This window comes from Desulfobacter hydrogenophilus, assembly GCF_004319545.1.
In the GTDB taxonomy this organism is placed as follows: Bacteria; Desulfobacterota; Desulfobacteria; order Desulfobacterales; family Desulfobacteraceae; genus Desulfobacter; species Desulfobacter hydrogenophilus.
Genome location: NZ_CP036313.1, coordinates 5,008,089 through 5,030,484 on the forward strand (window position 1 = coordinate 5,008,089; position 22,396 = coordinate 5,030,484).

Below are 22,396 nucleotides of genomic sequence, written 5' to 3' on the forward strand. Positions count from 1 at the left end.
TAATACGGCAGCTTCAGAACAATGAAGTCGATGTTTTTTCAATGGATGTACCGGGTATTTTCAAATGCCAAGTAATATGCCATAATAGTCGATCTTAATTTTTAATGGGCCTTGAAGAAATGAGTTTAAAACGGTTAATATATTGATTTCATTTATAAAAGATTTGGCCCTTGAAGCAGGTATAATCTGCCTTGAAGGCCAAAAAAATTTAACATGTCATGACCTTGAATTCAAATCAGCAAAAGATATTGTCACCGACATAGACAAAAAAGTTGAAGCGTTTCTGGTTAAAGCCATCCTTACCCGGTATCCTGACCATGGTGTGCTCGGAGAAGAGTACGGGGCTGTCCAGTCAGAAAGCGGATTCAGGTGGATCATTGATCCCATAGACGGCACCACGTCTTTTGTTCATCGGCTGCCCTTTTACAGCATCAGCATTGCCCTTGAAAAAGAAGGAAAACTTGTGCTCGGTGTGGTCTATGCCCCGGCTATGGATCAGCTGTTTTATGCTGAAAAGGGCAAAGGCGCATTTATCGGTGACACCGCAATCCAAGTTTCTGAAACCAGGGGGCTTGACAATGCGGTCATGGCAACGGGCTTTGCGTGTCTGAGGGCCGGTATGAAAAACAACAATCTACCGATTTTTAACGAAATCGTACCAAAACTTCGGGACATCCGGCGCTTCGGATCTGCGGCGTTGGATCTTTGTTATACGGCCTTGGGCAGTCTGGACGGATTCTGGGAAATGAATCTCAATATTTATGATATTGCAGCAGGGACAGTTATTTTAAAGGAAGCAGGTGGTGTGGTCACCGATTTTACAGGCGGCGGACAATATCCGGAAAAAGGGTTTGCTGCGGCAAACAAGGGGTTGCACAATAAACTAATCCGTATTCTGACAAAATTTTGCCCATCAGCGTAAACTAAATATTTTATATACCCATGAAATTACTTTTTTCTTTTATATTCATTCTAAGCCTGACAGCTGGCGGCGCCTTCGGGTATTACAGTCATTACGACTGGATTGGGTATACCATTGCCTTGGCTGTCAGCGGGTTTATCGGTTCCAGTATCATTGCGATACTCTTTTCATATTTGTATCTTTTTCAAAAAGACAGCGTTGAACACGAACCCATGCCGCCGGAAAAAACAATCAATCACCAACAGGAAATTAAAAAAATAAAAAGATGAATATCCAGTGGTTTCCCGGCCATATGCTGGAGACAAAAAACCAGCTTAAAAGTGCCATTGCCAGGGTGGATGCCCTGCTTGAGGTGGTGGATGCAAGGTTACCTTTATCCAGTTCAAACCCCTTTTTAGAGCGAATTGCCACAGGCAAAAACCGAATAAAAATACTGAATAAGGCCGATATTGCCGACCCGGAGGCGACACAAGCCTGGCTTGAATATTTCAACCGGGACATGAAACTTCCGGCAGCAGCAATCTGTGGAACCTGTCTGCAAGACGCATCACGTGCCCTACAATCAATGGTGTCAATGGTAGACAGAAACAAAGCAAGGAAAACAAAAATCATGGTGGTGGGTATTCCCAACACCGGAAAATCAACAATTTTGAATACCCTGGCCGGTCGGAAGGTGGCAAAGACCGGTAATGTACCAGCCGTTACCCGGCACCAGCAGCGCACCAGCCTGAAAGACAATATTGATATTTACGATACCCCGGGTATCCTGTGGCCGGTGATTGAACCCAGGCAGCGCGGGCTTGCCTTAGCTGCCTCCGGGGCCATCAGTGATACAGCCGTTGATTACCATGAAATTGCCCATTTTGCCGCTCAACTTTTAATAGAAAGATACCCGGCCTGCCTTGTTGAGCGTTACCCCTTTTTAAAACCGTTTCCCGGGGAGCCCCAGGCCCTTATCGAATCGGTGGGGAAAGCCAGGGGATGCCTTAAAAAAGGCGGGTATGTTGATTTTCAAAAAGCATCACAACTTATTATCAGAGATCTTAGATCCGGCAGGCTTGGCCGGATCAGTTTTGAAACACCAAAGGATATAAACATAGACTATGACACTGATCAATAAACTTTGCCCCGGGCTTCGGGCTTTACTGGTTGTCGCAGCGGTTTTTTATTGTGCACCAATTTGTCATGCACAAATTACCGAACTGACGTTTCAAAAGGAACAATCCCAAAGGTGTATTGCCATTGTCAATGCCCTTGAACGGGATCATTTCACCGGAAAAAAACTGGATAGAAATATGTCCGTTCTGGTGTTTGACCGTTATATAAAATCCCTGGATCCCGGCAGGCATCTTCTGACCCAGGTAGATCTTGATGAATTTGCACCGTTAAAACAGCTGATGTATAAATACCTGAAAACGGGAAACCTTGGACCGGCATTTGAAATTTTCAACCTTTATCAGTTCCGCAGCGAACAGCGCCTTGAATATATTCTTAAACTAGCCAAATCCTGGCAAACCCAAATTGATTTTACCAAAAACGAAACTCTTGTCATTGATTATGAGCATAAACCCTTTATCCGAGACACGTCAGGCCTTAAACCCCTGTGGAAAAAAGAGCTGAAAAACCATATCATCAATTTGAAAATAGACAAGACGTCGGATGAAGAAATTTCCGAAACCTTGGAAAAAATTTACACCAACCGATTGTCCCACCTGTCCCAGACACAACCCCGGGATGTCTTCCAGATTTTTATGAATGCCGTCACCATGTCCTTTGATCCCCATTCCCAATATTTTGCCCCGCGCCTGTCCGAGGATTTTGATATTCAAATGAAACTGAGTTTAGAGGGTATTGGGGCGGTGCTGCAAAACGAATATGAATACACAAAGGTGGTCCGGCTTATTCCCAAAGGTCCGGCAGACAAATCCCAAAAACTTGCACCCGGGGACAAAATCATCGGCGTGGGCCAAGGTCGTGATGGAGAGATCAAGGACACCATTGGGCAGCGCATTGATGATGTGGTCAACCAAATTCGGGGGCCCAAGGATACCTTTGTGCGGTTAAAAATTATTCCTGCAAGAAAATCCAGTGTAACCGCCACCATCAGCATCAAACGCGACAAGGTAAAACTTGAGGAACAGTCCGCCCAGAAAAAGGTGGTGAATTTAACCTCAAACGGCCGGACCTATAAATTGGGCATCATTGAAATTCCCAATTTTTACATCGATTTTGATGCCTATCACAGAGGTGACCCGGATTACAAAAGCACGACGGCAGACGTGACAAAACTACTCAAGCAGTTAAAAAAAGAGAAAATTGACGGATTGATTGTTGATTTAAGGGACAATGGGGGTGGGTCACTCAAAGAAGCCAATGATCTGACAGGACTGTTCCTTAAATATGGCCCCACGGTACAGGTCAAAACAAAATTCAGGGTATCGCGCATATATGATGAAGATCCCAAAATTGTCTACACCGGGCCTCTTATGGTGCTCATCAACAGAATGAGCGCATCGGCCAGTGAAATTTTTGCAGGTGCCATCAAAGATTATCACCGGGGTCTTATTGTGGGCACCCAGAGTTTTGGCAAAGGCACGGTTCAGGAGCTCAAGCCCTTGGGGGATGGACGACTGAAGATGACCTCGGCTAAATTTTACCGGGTCTCTGGTCAAAGCACCCAACACAAAGGCGTTGAACCTGACATCTGGTTTCCCCAGATCTACAGGACCAAAGATACCGGTGAAAGCGCCCTTGACGGTGCCCTGCTCTGGGACCACATTGATGCCACCCGTTATTCAGCATATATATCTTTGCAGCCCATGATCAAACCGTTAGACGATGCCTATAAAAAAAGGGCTGACAAGTCTTTTGGCATTAAATATCTCACCCAGCGCATTCAATTGGCAGAATCATTGAGTGAACAAAAAAAACTCTCCCTGAATCTGGCGGAACGCCTCAAAACAGATACCGTTTTTAACCAAAAAGAGCTGGCCCTGGAAAACAATTACCGGAAACAGAAAGGGGAAAACCCTCTGACAACCCTGGATGACATTGACCCGGAAAAAGAAGAAATCAAAACAATCCTGACAGACCAGGCCAAATACATTGCTGCTGATTTTATTACGTTAAGCCATAAAACCGGATATAACTGGCAGTAGCATTCAGTTTTATCCCTAGGGCAATCTATATGGATAGAATCCAGTCAATTATTTTTTTGCCCAAACAAATATGAATGCATGGCCATGAACAAAAAACGCATACTACGCATTGCTTTTATTTTTGCGGCAACCGTGGCCGCATACGCAGTAGCTCTGTGCCTTGCCATTACCCCACTGATCAACTCTGAGAAGGTCAAAGCGCATCTGACCCGGGGTCTTCAAGACAAAACCGGTATTGAGGTTCGATTCAATCAGTTAGGATTTATCCTCACCCCCCTGCCAGCTCTGAGCATCACAGGTATATCGGCACAAATTGACCCAAGAAACCAACTTACAATCGACAAAGCGCTGGTGGAACTGAACCCCGCCCAGTTGCTCAAATTCAAGACGGCCGTTAGGCGCATTACCCTTCACTCCCCTGAACTAATGCTGAAAAAGGCGGTTGCCGAAAATAATAAATCCATAATGCCACCAGATTTTGCCGCAGCAGTACAAAACGGATTTGACAGATTGCTTGATCTACCCTTCGCAGATACGGATCACCTGGATATAATTGTTACCAATGCCCGGTCAAATTATTTTAACACCATGGACTGCTGGGTTCGCATGACAGGCCGAACACGCGCTGTGAATATCAAAGCGCAGATATCAGGGATTGGGCTGGAAATACATGATATTCCAAAACTTGACTCGGCACTCAAAGACCGAATAACTGGTCTTGATATCTCACACCTGTCAGTGGACTGCCGTCATGATGAAAACACCTTTCTTGCAGGCAATCTTAAAATCACATCCCTTCAGGTCAATCTTGACGCACCCAAGGACCACTGCATTGACGCAAGGGAATTTGACCTTAAATTTGACCTGTCAAAAGACAGGGCGACCGCACACCTATCGCCTTTGGAACTTGTTTATCCCAAAGGGCGTGTTGGAATAGATTTATCGCTTTTCCCCCGACAAGAAATATCAAGCATTGAGTTTACCGGGGAACAGATAAATATCGGCCAGGCAAGACAGGTGTGTCTGCCACTTTTAAATGGACTTGAAACATCTCAAATCCTGTTTGACATACTCAGGGCAGGAACCGCCCAAAAGATTACAGTCGGGTTTAAAAGCAATGACATAAATCATCTGTTCGACGCAGAAAACCTTTTTATAAAAGGCTGTGCAGAATCTACCACAGTTAAAATCCCCGATGTTCCTGTCATTGTTGAGAATGCTTCGGGTTGTGCAGAGATGAAAAACGGGGTATTGAGCATTCACCCTGAAGGTGGCCATGTGGGAAAAACAGTTATCACAGGTGGTGACCTTGATATTAATCTAATTCATGAACATACAGTCCCATTCTCAGGTAAATTCCCCCTGAAAGTCGATTTAGAAGATCTTCCGGCAATCCTGATCTCCCTGTTACCGGATACGGAACTTGCCCTGGAAATGTCAAAAATATCCAACCTGACCGGTCGAACGGATGCGATTCTTGAGCTGAATAACACCCAATCTCCCAAAGATATGGATGTCAAGGTCACAGCAACAAACATCCAGGCAAGCGGAAACTACCAACGCATGTCCCTGCCCATCCATATCGACGGTGGCTCTTTTCTTTTGGACAAACGTAAAGTTGTGCTGAAAAATATGTCAGGTGCCATAGGAAACAGCAGGGTATCAAACCTTAATGCCGGTATCGATACCAGGGATTCCGTTCCCCTGCATATAAAAAATATGGCCGCAAATATTATTCTGGAACAGGCAGCCTTCCTGGTTGATCTTTTCCCCGGCGCCAGGGAAAGGCTTGGCCCGGTTAAAAACTTTTCAGGAATCATGGTTATTAAAGACCTCAGGCTTGAAGGTCCCATGTTTTCGCCAAACCTGTGGCAGGTTCACATGACAGGTCAGGTAAACAAAGGGGCTGTTGTATTTCAAAACAAGACCAAAGGGATATCCAATCTACTCTGCACATTCAACGCAACCCCTTCATCAATAAATCTGTCTGAAATTGCCTGTACCATTAAACAAACTGCCTGGCTTGAAAAAAACATTTCCCCGAAATATACCCAAAGTATTGTCCTGCCCCTGACATTGACCCGGGGAGAGTTTGTGAAACAAACAGACACCTGTTTGTTTCAGGGACAGGTGCTCACGATATCAGGTACAAAGGTATCCTTCATGGCAGACGGTCCTGCCATGGACAAAATGATACCTTCAAAAGTGCAGATAGTCGATGGGGAACGAACCCATGCTGATGTGACTTTTTACAAAAAACCAGATATGCCGAAAATAAATTTTTCCGGGAAACTGGATAAAGCAACCCTGGAAAACATGCTTTATCCGGATTCATATCTTTACCGGAAACTTCGAGAGGTGACTGGCGAGAAGGCGTTAACTGTTTCAACGGATAAAAAAACAAACGACATCACCATAACTGCCGACGCGATCAATCTTGATCCCCTTTTGTCCCCGCAGAAAACATCTGCCCCCACCCGTCCCCTGCTAAAACAGAAACAGATTTTTCTCAATATCAACACACTAGGCTATGCCCAGCATGTATACCAAAAAGTTCAGGCCCAAATAACAGTTGATCACCCGGTCACTGATATAAATATTACCCATGCACTTTTTTGCAATCTTGACTTTTCAGGCCGAATAACCCTTAATCATGATAAGAAGAAGCCAGGGGTTTTAACCCACATTTTATTCAATACGGATCAGGCAAAAGAGGTGTCGCTTTCAATCGGTTGCCTGACAGGCAGTCAAAGTGTTATTGAAGGCAGGTATACACTAGGGGGGGAACTTTCCGGCGCTGCCCAGACCCTGTCCCAGGTAACGTCGAAACAAAACGGTCTTCTTAATTTCAAAGCCCAGTCCGGCCGTATATTTAAAGCCACGCTGCTTTCCAGGCTTTTATCAGTACTCAATATTTTAGGAGAGACCGACCTTCAACAGCAGGGATTTGGATTTAAGACATTTACGGCCAATGCAGAGGTAAAAGAGAGTGTGGTGCATATAAAAAAGTCCTTTATTGACGCAGACAATATGGCCATCATAGCCGAAGGATGGGCAGATCCGCTCAATGATGCCCTGGATATCACCTTTTTGGTGGCACCGTTTAAAACCATTGATACCATCATTAAATATATTCCGGTTGTAAATACGATTCTCAAAGGCCGTCTCGTCTCTTTTCCAGCCAGGGCCTATGGAAAACTATCAGATCCCACTGTGATTCCCCTCCATCCCTCTGCCGTGGGAAAGGGATTGCTCAATCTGCTGGGGGATCTGGTCACAACACCTGGGCGCCTGATTGAAGGGATGAAAGAAAATGAGAAATAATCCTGACATGTTTTCACAAAAATTTAACTTGCCCTATTCCGCTTTAACCATGGGTGGAAGGGTCAAAATGGACTGGCTGTTAAATATATTCCAGGATGCAGCCTCAGCCCAATGTCACGCCCAGGGGATTTCCGGGTATGACATGGCCAAAAAGGATCTTAAGTGGGTGGTGGCCCAATACCGGATACAAATTCACAAATCCATTGACTGGATGACGCCCCTGGTCGTTCAGACATGGCGGGGACCCTGGAAAAACCTCTACGAAATCAGAGAGTTCAGACTGGTGGTAGAACAGAAACACACGCGGGAAAAGCCAACACCCCTGGTAACCGCCTCAAGTATCTGGGTATTAATAAAGGCCGCAAACAACAAGCCGGTGAGGCTGGCCCCGAATATGCCGGCGTCTTTAATGACGTGCCCTGTGCAAGAACCTGCCAAACGAATCAAACCGAGTGCAGATCTTACCCATGTTGACCATGAATGCAGCTTTCCCGTTCACTTCCTTGATCTGGATCTTAACGAGCATGTGAATAACCCAGTGTATGTCAGATGGGCAGTGGAATCCTTACCAGACCCGCTAAATTTTGAATATACCCCGATGACCTGTGACGTAATTTATCAAAAAGAGGCCCTGCCCGGAGACACCGTGCAAAGCCGGATGTCAATTCACTTTGAAAATGACCTGCTGTTCACAGACCATGCTATTGTCCGGCACGCGTCAAAGGAAAATCTGGCCCGCCTGATGATCTCCTGGAAAAAAACAGCTCCCCAAAGCCTGTGTTATAAGGCAATCACGGGAAGACCTGATCTATCAACACCCAGGCGCACTCCTAACAAAACAGGATAGTAAGTTAACAACTTATTGGGACTTTTACATAAAAATTGACTGTTGAAAAAGCATACCGGAAGGCCTTGGGGTATCTGTCAAAAAGCCCGAAAACCATCCGCAGGATGAAAGAATATCTAACTGATAAAGGATATAACGCCAACATTATCGAGCAGGTTATTGTGCAGTTATCAAATTTTAATTACCTGGATGACAGAGCCTTTGCACGCCAGTTCATTGAAAGCCGAATCCGTTACAAACCCAAATCTATATTTGCCCTTGGATTTGAACTACGCAAAAAAGGCATTGACCCGGCACTTGCCAAAGAACTGTTGGCTGCATACAAAGACGAGGATCTGGCATTGAAAGCCATTGAGAATAGAAAGCAGTCCTGGGAGCGACTGAATGAAACTGAATGCAGAAAAAAGATGATGAACTATTTGCGTTACAGAGGCTTTGATTACAGCGTGTGTCAGGCTGTATGGCAGATATTTAAAAAAGAAACTTAAAGAAGTACTACCCATAGCTAAATATTTTTTTTCTCAATTTAACACTTTATTTACACAATTATTGTTAAATAAAGTTCACAATATTGGAAGAAATTTATATTTTTTGAATAAAAACAAGTTTGGAATTTCCTGATTTATTCGCGATTATCGCCGCTTAGGACTTAATACATAGGATGGGGCTACATACACCAATTATGGCACAGATATTGCATATTATTGCCTGGAGACAGAATAAGCAAAGGGGATTTTTAACACAAAAGATTAAGGATTTAGGCATGGTTGGGAGAAAAAGAACCATCGATCGTCGAAAAAACAAACGATACAAAGCGGCGGAAGGTGCCTATGCAGCCATCAGCCCTAATTCGAACAAGATTGGTCAAATCATCGACATCAGTATGGGCGGACTGTGTTTCAAATATATAAACCCTGAAAACAAATCAAAAGAACCTGTAAATCTCCCCATTCGCTTATTTTTTTTAGTGTTTTGTTAATTTTTACACACAATATATTGTGTTATAATACTCTTGCTCAGAAAAATTATGTCATATTTGGAATGCAAAATCATAATTTTTATATGCAAAAAACAAACCATATAAGAATTAAAAACTAAAATTATTCAGGATTGTCTTTTTTTAGGCAAATAATGACTCCCCATGATTATAAATTGGCTTTTCTGATTTCAAAATAAGCGAATGGGGAGGTAAATAGAAACCAAGAGTCTATTTTCTTAAGCAGTATGGGATATTATGTCGGCGATCTTCCCTTTCAGACCGTTGCCGACTATGAAATAACGGATGCACCGTCATTCAGTTCAATGAAAGTCAGAAAGCGCCATGTCAAATTTACTGATCTTACATTTAAACAGCTTTTTGATCTGGACTATTATCTAAAAAACAACGTATCAGAACCGATAAAACCGCTTCAAAGTCAAAAAAAATCCTGAATCGCCATTTATCGGCACCATGACAGCAGACTGATATCTATCTGAATATCAGTTAATAATATCTGTATTTATCCGTATCTCAGCGTTCTCTTTCCGGGCCGCCAGCCATTGAGAATAATAATCCTGTTGTTTTCGGGTTTCAAGTTGCAGTTTAACTTTGTCAAGATTATCGGCAATGGACGCTGCATCAGGTGCCTGTTTTTCCTTCAGGCCGATAAGGTAGAATTTTCCGGAAACTTCAAGAACTTGTTTATAGACAGAATTTTTTTCATCAAGGGTAAAAGCGGCTTGTGCAATGACCTCTGACCCCGTAATACCTGGAACAGCTTCGTTGCGGGTGAACATCTTACTGAATTCAACCTTAAGGTGGTTGTCACGGGCAAGTTTTACAAGACTTTCAGCACCATTGCCTGCTTTTTCAAGCATTAACTCAGCCGCTTTCTTCGCGGCCTGTTTTTGCAGGCCAGTCGTTAATGTAACAGCAATTTCATTTTTAACATCTTCGTATGCAAGCAGCATTGGGTCTATCTTCTCGAGCACATGCATCAGGTAATAATTATTTCCGATTTTTTTTACTTCACTGATCTCATTATCAACCAGGGAAAAGGCTGTGTTAGCGAACTCACCGGGATCTGAAATGCCCAGACCCTTAAGCTCCGCTCCCAAGGCAGTAAAAGCCGGCGTGTTTACAGACGGTTTCGCTGCAACCAAGGCAACCTGTTCAAAGGAATCACCGTCAAGCACCGCATCATAAGCATCCTCAGCCTTATTATATGCCAAATCCTGAAGCCGGCTTGAAGCCAGTTCCTTTTGAATCTGTACTTTAGCGATTTCAAAAGGCATCACGGTTTCAGGCGTTCTATCCGTCACCTTAATAATATGCCACCCGAAACGGGTCCTGACAGGCTGTGAGATATCGCCTGATTTCATGGAAAATGCAGCATCAGCAAAGGGTTTAACCATACTCGTTTTGTCGAACCGGCCCAGGTACCCACCGCCGGCCGCAGACGGTCCCTGGGAATAGGTTTTGGCAAGCGCTGAAAAATCTTCTGCGTTGACGGCTTTCTTATAAATGTTTAAAGCCTCTTCTTTGGCCTTGGCCACAACCTGCTCATCCGCGCTTTCATCCACTCTTATAAGGATATGACTGGCTTCAACCTGTTCCGGCGTGGTAAAACGTGGAGCGTTCTGATCATAAAAATCCCGAATCGAAGTCTCATCAATCTTAACCTGGTCCTCAAAATCCTCCGGCGCAAATACGAGGAATGCCACTTTGCGTTTGGGCTCAGACATATACAGCTCATGATGATCGTCATACTGGGCACGAATCTGATCTTCATCGGCAAAGACATCAGAAAATGTTTCCGGGTCAATCAGAACAGAGACAATACCGGCTTTTGTGTTGTTAAATGAATACCACGCTTGGGCCTCTTGATTTCCTACGGTTATACCATTGATAACCATGCGCTGGAGCTTGGTATTCCTGATGGTGTTGCGCTGCATCGCTTCAAAGGTTTCAGGTGTCATGGCGTTCTGTCCAAGCACCCGCTTGTACAAATCCATATTAAAGACACCGTCTTTCTGGAATGCCTTGGCTGACAGCAGATCTTGTTTAAGCTCCTCGTCTGAAACAACAATTTTTAATTTTTGGGCCTCAATTTCCAGAATTTTTTGATCAATCAGACTGTTCACTGCATACTGCTTAACATTCATCGACTTTATCAATTCGTCATCTAAGGAGGTCCCGAACTGCTGCTGAAGGCGTTGAATCATGCGCTGATAGGCATCTCGGTATTCCGCAAATGTGATGGCCTGGTCATTCACCGTGGCTACCTGATTGTGCTTGCCAGCGTTCATACTGCCAACGCCTAAAAATACAAATACAATAACAATGATGCCCAAAAAAAACTTTATGATCCAATTCCCCGTATTTTCCCGAAGGTAACGCAGCATTCGTGTATAACTCCTTGACCGTGTTTTTGTTAACTTAATATAGTGGCTATGGGATGGCCTTAATCTATTCGTGATTTTCTATAAAAAAGTATGTGTAACATACACAAATATTTCAATTTTTGTTGTGGGCTGAACCACGGTAAAAAACCGGATCAGGCCGTGGCTGTTTTATATGAAAAAATAAAATAATATCGCTTCACACCGCCTTGTGTCAATAACTATTCTAAACCTGCAATTTTAATCCATTTTGAAAAAAATATTTTTTTTTATGTTGACACGTCATGCTGTTTCTATTATACATCTACCCACTCTTTTGTGGGGCTGTAGCTCAGCTGGGAGAGCGCATGGCTGGCAGCCATGAGGTCAGGGGTTCGATCCCCCTCAGCTCCACCAATAGAAAAACAAGCCGCTGTTTGACAGTGGCTTTTTTTATTTATCCATTCTCCAATCTTTATTTCTTTACTTTTTTTTGATAGTTAGCGGCCCTATTGTAATGGGTCATCACACTGGTATTATTCATGATCGATATAGATCAGTTGGACAGCAAAACGGGCTGCCTTAAAAAAGGCAACCCGTTTTAAAAAGGAGGGAGATTTTTCGCCGGTTATAATTTATCAATAACGGTTTACACCGCATTCGCCGCAACAGCAAATCATCCAGCGCTGAGTAGTAAATTAACACCTGAACATAACCTGAACATGACACCAACATTATCAAACGGCAATTTTTCAGGTTCAAAAAGCCAAAACCATCATCATCAATCGAATTTGAGGCCAAGCGCCTTCAGGTCGCTGTCGATCTCACGACGGTTAAACACCTTGCCGGGCCGCCATTTCCCGTCGTTTTCAAGTGTGGGGATCACCCAATCATCACCGCCGTTAACTTCTATCACCTGCTGCACCACGTCATCGGGTGCTGATTCGATGTCAACATACTTAAAATCAATGTGCTTTTCTTCCAGATAGGATACGGTCTGTGTGCAATGGGGACACCATGCGGCCCCGTAAACGGTTAACATAAAAATTCTCCTCTAAATAGCTGAAACGGTACACACCGATTCATAGCGTGCACCGTATTCAAAATAATATTTGCTGTTAAATTTCTCTATTTTTCAAACCGGACCACAAATATCTGGGAGTTCCCCCGTCTAAAAAGCATGTGGGCGGTCTGTCCTTTCTCTATTTTACCCATTGTTCGGGTATAGTCACTTAAGCGGGTAATTTTTTTATGATTTATTTCCACCAGCAGATCCCCTGTTCTCACGCCGGACATTGCTGCCTGGGAGCCCGGATCAATCTGGGTCACCACAAGTCCTTTGATGGATGAGGGGTAGCCAAGCTGCCCGGCTAAATCCTCATTCAAAGATTTAAACATAAAGCCCAAGTCGTCAAAACTATTGAGTTCTTCTCCGAACTGAGAATCTTCTGAGTTATCCGGGCGTTCACCAAGTTTAACCGTAAACGTTTTATTTTTTCCTTGGCGAATCACCCCAATATCTACCTTGGAACCCACCCTTAAGTTGGCAATGGTCAAGGTCAGGTCCCTGGATGAGCTTATTTTCACACCCTCAACACTGACAATCACATCACCCTGGCGGATGCCGGCCTCGTATGCAGGATTATCCTCATATGCTTTTGCCACGTAAACACCTTCATCCGGATCCAGCGTATAGTATTCACTCATCTCCTTGCTTACATCCTGGATGGACACACCTAACCATCCTCTGGATACACGCTTGGAATCCTTAAGCTGATCGATAACACTGGTGGCCAGATCCGAAGGGATGGCAAAACCAATGCCCTGACCGGACTTAATAATAGCGGTATTGATGCCGACCACTTCACCGTCCATATTAAGCAAGGGGCCGCCGGAGTTACCCGGGTTAATGGACGCATCGGTCTGGATAAAATCATCATAGGGGCCCGAGCCGATGATCCTGCCCTTGGCAGAAACGATACCGGCGGTCACTGTCTGCTCAAGACCAAAGGGAGAGCCAATGGCCACGACCCAGGAACCAACCTGGGCATTCTTGGAGGAGCCGAATTTCAACGGTTTAAGATCTTTGGCATCAATCTTTATCAATGCAAGGTCTGTTACGGAATCTGCCCCGATGATCCGGGCATCATATTCCTTGTCATTATGAAGGATAACCTTAATCTGGTCCGCATCTTTAATCACATGGTTATTGGTTACAATGTATCCAGTTTTATCAATGATAAATCCTGATCCAAGGCTGCTTTCGGTACGATTTCTCGGCATCTGCCTAAAGGGACTGAAAAAGTCCTCTATCCCCGGCTGGTTGCCGAACGGGGATCCAAAAAAATGCCGAAAAACCCGGCCACCGCCCTTGATTGTCTTCACGGTCTGGATATTGACCACACCAGACTTTGCCTGTTGCGCCAGTTCTGAAAAATTTGCCGGCACCATCCGGCTCCATGCACCAGACAGCGCAGGAAAGGCCAAAAGGCCAAAAAGCATCAGACATATAGTGAAAATTGTAATTTTTTTATCCACCGATCTCATTTTTTTACCTCCTTTAAAAACTATATTAATATATTTCAAACGCATACGTTGTGAACATGGACAAAATATAAAACACAAAGATAATTTTTAAATGATCTGAAAATTACGATGCGGTAATACTACGATAAAAACACTGCCCCCATCTTCACCGGGTTGCACTGAGATTGTGCCTGCATGCTGCTCTATAATGGTTTTGGCAAGACTTAAACCAAGCCCTGTACCCGGCGTTGTCCGGGAAGATTCTTCCCGGAAAAACCGCTCAAAAATCTTTTGACAGTTTTGTGGATCAATGCCGGGCCCGGAATCTTTAACCTGAATTTCCACCAGTTCTTTGCCGCAAGCCCGCAACGTTAAATGGACAAGGCCTTTTTCAGGGGTATATTTGATGGCATTGTCAATCAGATTGGCAAAGGCACGCTGGAGCATGCCGGCATCCCCCTGTACCCACAACGCCTTGTCCACCTGCTGGGTAAAGGTAATCTGCTTATCTTCGGCCAGGGGCACAAACAGATCCCAGGCGTCAATGATCATGGCACTTAAATCCACAGGTGCGCACTCAAATTCAGCCTCCCCGGCCTCGGCCCGGGAGATGACCAGCATAGTGTTGATCATATCCAGCAAATGATCGGATTCCTCAATGGTGTTAGCCGCCATGGTCCGATAGGATTCGATATCCCCTGGGCTTTCCTGGATCAAGGCCAGTTCCGCAAATCCCCGGATACGGGTCAACGGACTTTTAAGATCATGGGCAATATTATCAGACATCTCCCGCATACTTTTCACCAGGGCTGAAATCCGATCCAGCATCCGGTTAAATGTCACAGCCAAAAGATCAAGCTCATCACGGCTGCCGGATTCCGGAACTCGTTCGTTCAGATTGGATCCGGTTATAGTGCTCGCTGTAGCCCTGATGGCCGCAACACCGTAAAGGGCCTCACGGGATAAAAACATGCCTGAAACAGCTGAAAATAAAATCACAAAACCCATGGAAATGGAAAATATTTTCTTAAAGCCCAACAAAAACCGGGAATACGCATTCATGGCAAGGCCGGTATGCAAAATAACATTGGAGGCCACAAAGGTATACATCATTCTGGCGGTCTGTTTCTGGCCTGCAATGTGAACCGTATTAAAGACAGTGACCCGGGACTTCATAAGTCGGTCCATCATTCCCTTGTTTATACGGACATCTTTCCAATAGGACATAGATGATGAGGCAAAAACCTCACCTGTGGGATAAAGCAGTCTGAAAAAAATCTGCTTTTCCCCGGCAGCCTGGGCCTCAATGACGGCCAGATTCTGGGCGCCCACAATCCCCCCCCGGCTGATGACCGTGCGAAAATATCCTGCCTTGTCCATAAGTTCCTGATCCACCTGATTCATAATCGTCTGGGTAGCAAGGAAATAAAACAGGCCGAAAGCCACACAGGATGAGATGGAAAAAATACCTGCATACCATACGGTCAGCCGAAAGGCGATACTCCTGAAAAAAACGGTACGGAAAAACTCAGGCATCGTCTGCCTTTAATACATAACCTGCGCCCCGGACCGTGTGAATAAGCTTACTTGAATAGCCCTTGTCAATCTTATCACGCAACCGGCAGATACGGGCTTCCACCACATTGGTCATGGGGTCGAAATTATAATTCCAGACATGTTCCATGATCATGGTCTTTGAAACCACTCGTTCCCGGTTGCGGAGCAGATATTCCAACAGGGAAAATTCCAGGGGCTGCAACTCAATAAAATCATCGCCTCTTTTGACCTGACGTTTAACGATATCCACACTTAAATCCGCATAGGACAGGGACACAGGCTCAATGCTGTTCCCGGCCCGCCGGATAAGGGCCTGGACCCGGGCCAGCAGTTCTGAAAAAGAAAAGGGTTTGGTCAGGTAGTCATCCGCTCCGGCCTCAAGGCCTTTGACCCTGTCCCCCACTCTGCCCCGGGCGCTAAGTACAATAATTGGGGTATTTTTACCACTGGCCCGCAATTTTTCTATCAGGGCAAATCCATCCATGCCCGGCAGCATGATGTCAATGATCAGGGTATCAAAGTCCGCACCTAAAGCCATATCAAGGCCGTCCGGGCCTGTACCAGCCACATCCACGGCAAACCCAGATGACTTTAACCCCTTTTCAACGAACTTGGCTATTTTTTCATCATCTTCAACCAAAAGAAGTCTCATGATATTGTCATCCTATTCTCCAATAATCTTTACCAGAACCCGTTTTTTTCTGCGACCGTCAAACTCACCGTAAAAAATCTGCTCCCAGGTGCCGAAATCAAGCTGTCCGTCGGTAACGGCCACCACCACTTCCCGGCCCATGATCTGGCGTTTCATATGCGCATCAGCATTGTCTTCACCCACATTATGCCGATACTGTTCCACTGGTGCGTGGGGTGCAAGTTTCTCAAGCCAGACATCATAATCATGGTGAAGCCCTGACTCATCATCATTTATAAATACGGAGGCGGTAATATGCATGGCATTGCACAAAAGCAGTCCGTTTTTAATACCGCTTTGGGCAAGGCAGGCTTCAATGTCAGGGGTAATATTAATAAATGCCCTGCGGCCGGGCACCTCAAACCAGAGCTCTTTTCTGTAATGCTTCATGAATTTATCCTTGGTACGTTAGTTTATTGTGTTCGTTTGAAAGATGGGTTAAAATCCATAATAGACAGCCTGTCAATGGAAATATTATTATACCCAGTTGAAATTAATCAATACCAGGGCTATTTTTTCACTGCTTTTTGATAACATGATTTTGTTGAGTTACTCAGAAACGTAAAAAATACGTTCTCCGATTTCCCTTGCCCCTTATCGCAGTTATTGGTAGGAAAAATTCATGTCGATAAAACAAAATATTATCAAGCTGGCCGCAAAAGCCACCGGTATCACTGAAAAGGATCTTGCAACTTTTTTCACCGAAGGCCGAGAGCAGGTGTACCTGCCCAATGAATGGATATTCCACGAATCAACGCCCCGAAGATGGGCCGGTATTATTCTTGAGGGGGGCGTTGAACTGGTGCGTGGACTGCATGGATCGTCACGCAAAGTTGGGTCCATGCTTGCAGGGTCCATGATCAGCGAAAGTGCTTTTCTGGGGGATGATTCACACGTCAATGGTGCGTTTACCCGAAACGGTGTGAAAATCTGGCAGGTATCACAGAAAACGATTGATGTATTTAGAGAAACTGAGCCTGATTTTTTTTACAGGATCGTTTCCCGGATTGCCGTCAGCATTAATCGACGAATGCGCATACTTAACGATAAAATTTTTGAAAACAAGAAAAGCGATGATGTAGTCACAAGCGGATTTCGCCTGGAACATGACTCCCTGGGAACACGTGACATTTCCAATGATGTATATTACGGCGTTCAGACCCAACGTGCCATGGAAAACTTTGCCATATCCGGCGTGCATATCAATAATTTTGAACACATGATCGAAGCGCTGGCCATGGTCAAAAAGGCTGCGGCCATGGCCAATCATGAATTGGGCAGGATTGACCAGGCCAAGATGGAAGCCATAGCCCAGGCCTGTGATGAAATTCTGTACGGCAAACTGCACGACCAGTTCACCGTTGACATGTTTCAGGGCGGTGCCGGAACCTCAACCAATATGAACGCCAACGAGGTAATTGCCAATCGCGGTCTGGAAGTCATGGGTTATAATAAAGGTGAGTATCAATATCTGCACCCCAATGATCATGTTAACTGCTCCCAATCCACCAATGACACCTATCCCACGGCAATAAAACTGGCAGTACTACTCTCTAAAAAAAATCTGGTGCGGGCAATGGAAGAACTGCGCAATTGCCTGGAAAGAAAAGCTGAAGAATTTAAAGACGTGCTGAAGATGGGACGCACCGAAAATCAGGACGCCGTCCCCATGACCCTGGGTCAGGAATTCAGCGCTTATGCGGTCATGATTGACAGCGCCATCAATTCCATCATCCAGGCAGCCGAAGCCTTTCGGGATGTGAATATGGGGGCAACAGCCATTGGTACCGGCATAAACAGTCCGCCAGGGTATGCCTCCCTGGTAGTAAAAAAGCTTACCCAAGTGAGTGGCTTTCAGTTGCGACGGGCCAAGAACCTGGTAGAGGCTACCCAGAATGCCGGTATTTTTGTCCACATGTCCGCCAATCTCAAACTTGCGGCCGTACAGATTTCAAAAATATGTAATGATCTTCGCTGGCTGTCTTCCGGCCCCCGCTGCGGTCTAAATGAAATTAATCTGCCCCCCATGCAGCCTGGCTCTTCCATTATGCCGGGCAAGGTGAATCCGGTTATCCCGGAATTGATGAACCAAATCTGTTATCAGGTCATGGGATACGATACGGTTGTATCCATGGCAGCAGAATCCAGTGAATTAGAGCTGTGTATGGGGGAGCCTATCATTGCGTTTGATCTGCTGCACGGCATGATGATCCTTAAAAATGGCTGCATCACACTGGTTGCACGTTGCATTAGCGGCATTGAAGCGAACCGGGATATGTGCCAAAGATATGTGCAGACCAGCATCGGACTGGTAACCGCATTGGTTCCGGTAATTGGTTATGAACAGTCCGCGTCCATTGCTAAGGAAGCGCTCAAAACGGGGGAAAGTGTATATAATCTGGTTCTGGAAAAAGGAGTGCTTACCAGAGCACAACTGGATGAAATGCTGCGCCCGGAAAATATGACCGACCCCAGGGAAATTTAAACGCCTGCAGCATAAATATTTGATAGCACCGGATAAAAGCCATCTTTTCACTCTTGACCAAAATAAGTCGAGACTTATATTGTATATAGCGACATAGAAGTCGTTTGATAAAATAAAGTGATTTTTGAATTTATATATTATGAGGTGATAAAATGACCTAAAATATAATTCGGGATTATGTGGAAAGCGATCAGAAAAAAGTTGAAGGGCATACGGTAGCCTCAAGATATACTTACCAATGAAGTTTTCATAAAACGGGGGTATAGAAATGAGCGTAAAAATTTCAAATTCAAAATTTGTATATAATGGTAAAGGTTATTTTCGTGGAGGTAGCGAAGATGTTAACTTTCTTTCTTTTGGAAAGAAGAAAACACCAATCAACAGACCTAACTATTTGAATGTTGCAGGAACTGTAAGGCCCCAAAATATTGAAAAAGTTAAAATCAAAATTACGGGACCTTATGACATACAATGGGAGAAATACTCTGATACTGAGGTGAATGTAGGGATAAAGTACCTGACTCTTGCTGGTGGAACATTTGGCTTTAGCCGTGAAGCAGCAAAAAAAGCTGATCTTAAATTAATGAAGATAACTATTGGAGAAAACCAACTCGAAAAGCTTCTCAATGAATATGCAAACAAAGCACGACGATCAATAGAAGAAGAAGGGAATGATGGACGAATTGCTAGCTCCGTATGGGTAGTAATGGAGGCGCAATTAGCCGAAATTATTTCTAACAGTAACTCGGTATCTGCCAGTGTACCTATCGCTAGTTCTGGATTTTCTATAGAGCTTGGGACGTCGGGATCTTCAACAACCAAATCTAAAATTAATGTTCCTGAAGGTACATCCTTTGCTTACATGCTACATAAGGTCAAGAAGTGGCGAAAAGAGAAAGGTGAGAAGTATGTCAAGGAGTTGGAAGACGACATGCAGGGGCTAAATTAACCTTGTACTCAATGATCAAGTTTTTTATAATATTTTGATATCATTAAACTTGATCATTGAGTTGTATCTTATTCAAACAGAACGGTGCTCAAACAAAAACAAGGGGGTAGGGGTTATTTCCGGACACTTCCCCTTTATTCTTTTAAGCGCCTCCCCCACACACAGGTGCAAACAACTTAATTACAGGTCGAATAGGCTTGTGCTGATATAACGTTCTCCCGTATCACATACTATAAAAACAATATTTTTTCCCGGATGCTTCAAACCTGTCTGAAAGGCCGCATGAAAGTTAGCACCAGATGAGATGCCGCAAAGAATTGCAGATGATTTGGCAAGGGCTCTGGCACCATTCACGGCATCTTCTCCTTTGACCGGAAAAACTTGGTCGACCAGTTCACGATTCAGGTTAGCCGGGACAAAACCTGCACCAATCCCCTGGATAACATGGGGACCGGCTTTCCCGCCGGAGAGTACAGGCGAATCAGCCGGTTCCACGGCAATGGACATAAAATCCGGATGTTTGCCCTTAATATATTCAGTTACCCCGGTTATAGTGCCACCAGTACCGACACCTGCCACAAAAATATCAACCCGACCCTGTAGCGCCTCCCAAATCTCAGGACCGGTGGTGGCCCTATGGGTAGCCGGATTGGCGGGATTTGAAAACTGGTCAGGCATGAAGGCATTCTCGTGGGTTGCCACCATCTCGGTCGCTTTGTCCACGGCGCCCTGCATGCCAAGATGCCCCGGAGTCAAAACCAGTTGTGCCCCTAAATGATGCAAAAGTTTTTGGCGTTCCAGGCTCATGGTTTCCGGCATGGTCAAAACAATCTTCAGGCCCTTTATACGTGACACAAACGCCAGAGCAATTCCGGTATTCCCTGAGGTAGGTTCCACGATCAATGTATCCGGTCCGATCTGTCCGCTTTTCAAACCTGCCTCAATCATAGCAAGACCGATCCGGTCTTTGACGCTGCCCAATGGATTGAAATACTCCAGTTTAGCATAAAGATGTGCCCCACACTCCCGGGAAAAGGTTTCCAGATAAACCAAGGGAGTATTACCGCAAGTCTGGGTAATATCGTTAATTGTTTTCAAAGCCCGTCTCCTTTGTTTGTTTTTTTAATAATCAGTCGGGGTTCTTCAATAAAAATTTTGGTGTCTACCGGAATAGAGCGTGTGAGCCATACGTTTCCGCCCACAACAGACCGTGCACCGATAACGGTATCCCCCCCGAGAACGGTGGCCCCTGAGTAGATAATCACATCATCTTCGATAGTGGGGTGCCGCTTGGTCCAGCGCAGCTTTTCTCCCGCCCCCCTGGGCAGGGACAACGCACCGATGGTGACATTCTGGTAGATGCGCACATTTTCACCGATCACGGATGTTTCTCCGATGACGACACCCGTTCCGTGGTCAATGACAAAACGCTCGCCAATGGTTGCACCCGGGTGAATATCAATACCGGTCAGACTGTGGGCCAGTTCCGACATAATCCTGGGAAGCTGCGGAATATCAAGCTGATGAAGGATCTTGGCGATCCGGTGAACCGTGATGGCATACAGCCCCGGATAGGAAAAAATAATTTCATCGTGGCTTTTAGCGGCCGGATCTCCGTCATAGGCAGCCCTGACATCGGCAGCCAATTTTTTTCGCAGAATAGGAATCTGTTCGATCACTGTGAACGCAGCCTCATTCCCCCGGCGTTCACATTTCGAACAGACCCTGTCAAATCTTAAACAGTCATGGCGCAATACATGAATGATCTGCCTGGAAAGGATATCGTAGAGCCGTGTGATTTCACGGCCCATGTGGTAGGTCTGGTTGACACTATCCATTTTTTCATTTGAAAAATATCCGGGGAACAGAATATTTCTTAATTTTTCAATCATATCCCTGACCGAGGTGGAAAAATGGATGGGTTCATTACCAATGTGGGCAAAGCACTCAGGGTCATCCAAGGTATGTATAATTCGATCAATAACCCCGGGAAGGGCAGCTCGTTGCTCATCCCGGGCCTGAGAGCCCACATAGCGACACAGCTCTTCTTTTTTATTTAACATACTCATTTTTCTTAACACCCCTGCATATCATCAAACATTTCCAAAAATACATCACAACGTCGGCACACTTCCATTTTTTTCTCCCAGGAATCATAAATGTTGCCCCCGCATTGGGTACCGTTAACAAACCAGCACAAATCCCCGGATTGGAATTCATAGGCCGGACAACGGATCTTCTGCTCTTCCGGGCATTTCAAAAGGTCCCAGCACTTTTTTCTCTTGCCGGTCCGCTGCAGGGTACGGGAGAGCAAAAAATAGACCTGTCGCTCCACATAGCCGGGAATTTTACGCCACCCCTGCTCATAGCTGTGTATTGCTTTAACAGATACCCCTAAAAGCTGGGCCATCTCTTTCTGGGTACGGTCTAAACGAGATCTGAGTCTTTTAAATTCATTGCTGACCATCGGTTTTTTCCATAAAATAATTGAATATCTTCAGTATAATATACCACAATGTGGTAACTGTCAAATATTCAAAAAATAGTTCATTTTTAAAACTGATGATCCCGTAGAAG

Annotated in this window: 19 protein-coding genes and 1 tRNA gene; 11 read left to right on the forward strand and 9 right to left on the reverse strand. The window is 44.9% G+C overall.

Going from position 1 to position 22,396, the window contains the following annotated elements:
* Positions 1–142 precede the first annotated feature (142 nt).
* From EYB58_RS22285 to EYB58_RS24340, 8 genes are all read left to right on the forward strand, one after another.
* Positions 143–922 (forward strand): inositol monophosphatase family protein, encoded by a 780-nt coding sequence (locus tag EYB58_RS22285; protein ID WP_111955595.1) that lies wholly within the window; start codon positions 143–145, stop codon positions 920–922.
* A 20-nt stretch (positions 923–942) separates the two neighbouring features.
* Positions 943–1,191: a hypothetical protein gene (locus tag EYB58_RS22290; RefSeq protein WP_111955597.1), complete on the forward strand. Its 249-nt coding sequence runs from the start codon at positions 943–945 to the stop codon at positions 1,189–1,191.
* Complete coding sequence (gene ylqF, locus EYB58_RS22295) at positions 1,188–2,042, forward strand: ribosome biogenesis GTPase YlqF (RefSeq protein ID WP_111955599.1); 855 nt, start codon at positions 1,188–1,190, stop codon at positions 2,040–2,042. The genes EYB58_RS22290 and ylqF overlap by 4 nt, the downstream gene beginning before the upstream one ends.
* Positions 2,026–4,080, forward strand: a complete 2,055-nt coding sequence (locus EYB58_RS22300; protein WP_111955601.1) for a carboxy terminal-processing peptidase — start codon at positions 2,026–2,028, stop codon at positions 4,078–4,080. The genes ylqF and EYB58_RS22300 overlap by 17 nt, the downstream gene beginning before the upstream one ends.
* An 84-nt stretch (positions 4,081–4,164) precedes the next feature.
* Positions 4,165–7,404 (forward strand): AsmA-like C-terminal region-containing protein, encoded by a 3,240-nt coding sequence (locus EYB58_RS22305; RefSeq protein WP_111955677.1) that lies wholly within the window; start codon positions 4,165–4,167, stop codon positions 7,402–7,404.
* Complete coding sequence (locus EYB58_RS22310; RefSeq protein ID WP_111955603.1) at positions 7,394–8,251, forward strand: acyl-[acyl-carrier-protein] thioesterase; 858 nt, start codon at positions 7,394–7,396, stop codon at positions 8,249–8,251. Before EYB58_RS22305 ends, EYB58_RS22310 begins: the two co-directional genes overlap by 11 nt.
* Positions 8,252–8,286: 35 nt before the next feature.
* Entirely contained in the window at positions 8,287–8,739 is a 453-nt protein-coding gene (locus tag EYB58_RS22315) for a regulatory protein RecX (protein ID WP_111955605.1), read from the forward strand.
* Between the two features lie 194 nt (positions 8,740–8,933).
* Positions 8,934–9,230, forward strand: coding sequence for a hypothetical protein (locus EYB58_RS24340; RefSeq protein WP_242637487.1), 297 nt, complete (start codon positions 8,934–8,936; stop codon positions 9,228–9,230).
* Positions 9,231–9,730: 500 nt separating this feature from the next.
* Here EYB58_RS24340 and EYB58_RS22330 read toward each other — a convergent pair whose 3' ends face one another.
* Positions 9,731–11,635: a peptidylprolyl isomerase gene (locus EYB58_RS22330; RefSeq protein WP_111955607.1), complete on the reverse strand. Its 1,905-nt coding sequence runs from the start codon at positions 11,633–11,635 to the stop codon at positions 9,731–9,733.
* 317 nt (positions 11,636–11,952) lie between these two features.
* On the opposite strand from EYB58_RS22330, the gene EYB58_RS22335 reads away from it, so the two are divergent.
* Positions 11,953–12,028: transfer RNA gene (locus tag EYB58_RS22335), tRNA-Ala, on the forward strand.
* Positions 12,029–12,392: 364 nt separating this feature from the next.
* On the opposite strand, the gene EYB58_RS22340 is transcribed toward EYB58_RS22335, so the two are convergent.
* From EYB58_RS22340 to EYB58_RS22360, 5 genes are all read right to left on the reverse strand, one after another.
* Positions 12,393–12,653: a glutaredoxin family protein gene (locus EYB58_RS22340; protein ID WP_111955609.1), complete on the reverse strand. Its 261-nt coding sequence runs from the start codon at positions 12,651–12,653 to the stop codon at positions 12,393–12,395.
* Positions 12,654–12,739: 86 nt separating this feature from the next.
* On the reverse strand, positions 12,740–14,158 hold the full coding sequence (locus tag EYB58_RS22345; protein WP_111955611.1) for a Do family serine endopeptidase: 1,419 nt from the start codon (positions 14,156–14,158) through the stop codon (positions 12,740–12,742).
* An 87-nt stretch (positions 14,159–14,245) separates the two neighbouring features.
* Positions 14,246–15,673 (reverse strand): sensor histidine kinase, encoded by a 1,428-nt coding sequence (locus tag EYB58_RS22350; RefSeq protein ID WP_111955613.1) that lies wholly within the window; start codon positions 15,671–15,673, stop codon positions 14,246–14,248.
* Positions 15,666–16,346, reverse strand: a complete 681-nt coding sequence (locus tag EYB58_RS22355) for a response regulator (RefSeq protein WP_111955615.1) — start codon at positions 16,344–16,346, stop codon at positions 15,666–15,668. The genes EYB58_RS22350 and EYB58_RS22355 overlap by 8 nt, the downstream gene beginning before the upstream one ends.
* Positions 16,347–16,358: 12 nt before the next feature.
* The gene (locus EYB58_RS22360) at positions 16,359–16,775 is read right to left on the reverse strand and encodes a secondary thiamine-phosphate synthase enzyme YjbQ (protein WP_111955617.1); all 417 of its coding nucleotides are present in this window, start codon (positions 16,773–16,775) and stop codon (positions 16,359–16,361) included.
* 232 nt (positions 16,776–17,007) lie between these two features.
* Here EYB58_RS22360 and aspA point away from each other — a divergent pair, with 232 nt between their 5' ends.
* Both aspA and EYB58_RS22370 read left to right on the forward strand, forming a co-directional pair.
* Positions 17,008–18,870: an aspartate ammonia-lyase gene (gene aspA, locus EYB58_RS22365; RefSeq protein ID WP_111955619.1), complete on the forward strand. Its 1,863-nt coding sequence runs from the start codon at positions 17,008–17,010 to the stop codon at positions 18,868–18,870.
* Positions 18,871–19,138: 268 nt separating this feature from the next.
* Positions 19,139–19,819 carry a hypothetical protein gene (locus EYB58_RS22370; protein ID WP_111955621.1) on the forward strand — a complete coding sequence of 227 codons (681 nt, stop codon included), beginning with the start codon at positions 19,139–19,141 and terminating at the stop codon, positions 19,817–19,819.
* Positions 19,820–19,999: 180 nt separating this feature from the next.
* Here EYB58_RS22370 and cysK read toward each other — a convergent pair whose 3' ends face one another.
* Genes cysK through EYB58_RS22385 form a run of 3 tightly spaced genes read right to left on the reverse strand, consistent with a single transcriptional unit; the run spans position 20,000 to position 22,286 of the window.
* Positions 20,000–20,917 (reverse strand): cysteine synthase A, encoded by a 918-nt coding sequence (gene cysK, locus EYB58_RS22375; RefSeq protein WP_111955623.1) that lies wholly within the window; start codon positions 20,915–20,917, stop codon positions 20,000–20,002.
* Positions 20,914–21,888 (reverse strand): serine O-acetyltransferase, encoded by a 975-nt coding sequence (locus tag EYB58_RS22380; RefSeq protein WP_111955625.1) that lies wholly within the window; start codon positions 21,886–21,888, stop codon positions 20,914–20,916. The genes cysK and EYB58_RS22380 overlap by 4 nt, the downstream gene beginning before the upstream one ends.
* A 5-nt stretch (positions 21,889–21,893) precedes the next feature.
* Positions 21,894–22,286 carry a helix-turn-helix domain-containing protein gene (locus tag EYB58_RS22385; protein ID WP_111955627.1) on the reverse strand — a complete coding sequence of 131 codons (393 nt, stop codon included), beginning with the start codon at positions 22,284–22,286 and terminating at the stop codon, positions 21,894–21,896.
* Between the last annotated feature and the right edge of the window lie 110 nt (positions 22,287–22,396).

Coding starts and splice junctions, on each gene's coding strand:
- EYB58_RS22290 (WP_111955597.1), top strand. CDS start 943: ATGAAATTACTTTTTTCTTTTATATTCATTCTAAGCCTGACAGCTGGC.
- ylqF (WP_111955599.1), top strand. CDS start 1,188: ATGAATATCCAGTGGTTTCCCGGCCATATGCTGGAGACAAAAAACCAG.
- EYB58_RS22300 (WP_111955601.1), top strand. CDS start 2,026: ATGACACTGATCAATAAACTTTGCCCCGGGCTTCGGGCTTTACTGGTT.
- EYB58_RS22305 (WP_111955677.1), top strand. CDS start 4,165: ATGAACAAAAAACGCATACTACGCATTGCTTTTATTTTTGCGGCAACC.
- EYB58_RS22310 (WP_111955603.1), top strand. CDS start 7,394: ATGAGAAATAATCCTGACATGTTTTCACAAAAATTTAACTTGCCCTAT.
- EYB58_RS24340 (WP_242637487.1), top strand. CDS start 8,934: ATGGCACAGATATTGCATATTATTGCCTGGAGACAGAATAAGCAAAGG.
- EYB58_RS22330 (WP_111955607.1), bottom strand. CDS start 11,635: ATGCTGCGTTACCTTCGGGAAAATACGGGGAATTGGATCATAAAGTTT.
- EYB58_RS22340 (WP_111955609.1), bottom strand. CDS start 12,653: ATGTTAACCGTTTACGGGGCCGCATGGTGTCCCCATTGCACACAGACC.
- EYB58_RS22345 (WP_111955611.1), bottom strand. CDS start 14,158: ATGAGATCGGTGGATAAAAAAATTACAATTTTCACTATATGTCTGATG.
- EYB58_RS22350 (WP_111955613.1), bottom strand. CDS start 15,673: ATGCCTGAGTTTTTCCGTACCGTTTTTTTCAGGAGTATCGCCTTTCGG.
- EYB58_RS22355 (WP_111955615.1), bottom strand. CDS start 16,346: ATGAGACTTCTTTTGGTTGAAGATGATGAAAAAATAGCCAAGTTCGTT.
- EYB58_RS22360 (WP_111955617.1), bottom strand. CDS start 16,775: ATGAAGCATTACAGAAAAGAGCTCTGGTTTGAGGTGCCCGGCCGCAGG.
- aspA (WP_111955619.1), top strand. CDS start 17,008: ATGTCGATAAAACAAAATATTATCAAGCTGGCCGCAAAAGCCACCGGT.
- EYB58_RS22370 (WP_111955621.1), top strand. CDS start 19,139: ATGAGCGTAAAAATTTCAAATTCAAAATTTGTATATAATGGTAAAGGT.
- EYB58_RS22380 (WP_111955625.1), bottom strand. CDS start 21,888: ATGAGTATGTTAAATAAAAAAGAAGAGCTGTGTCGCTATGTGGGCTCT.
- EYB58_RS22385 (WP_111955627.1), bottom strand. CDS start 22,286: ATGGTCAGCAATGAATTTAAAAGACTCAGATCTCGTTTAGACCGTACC.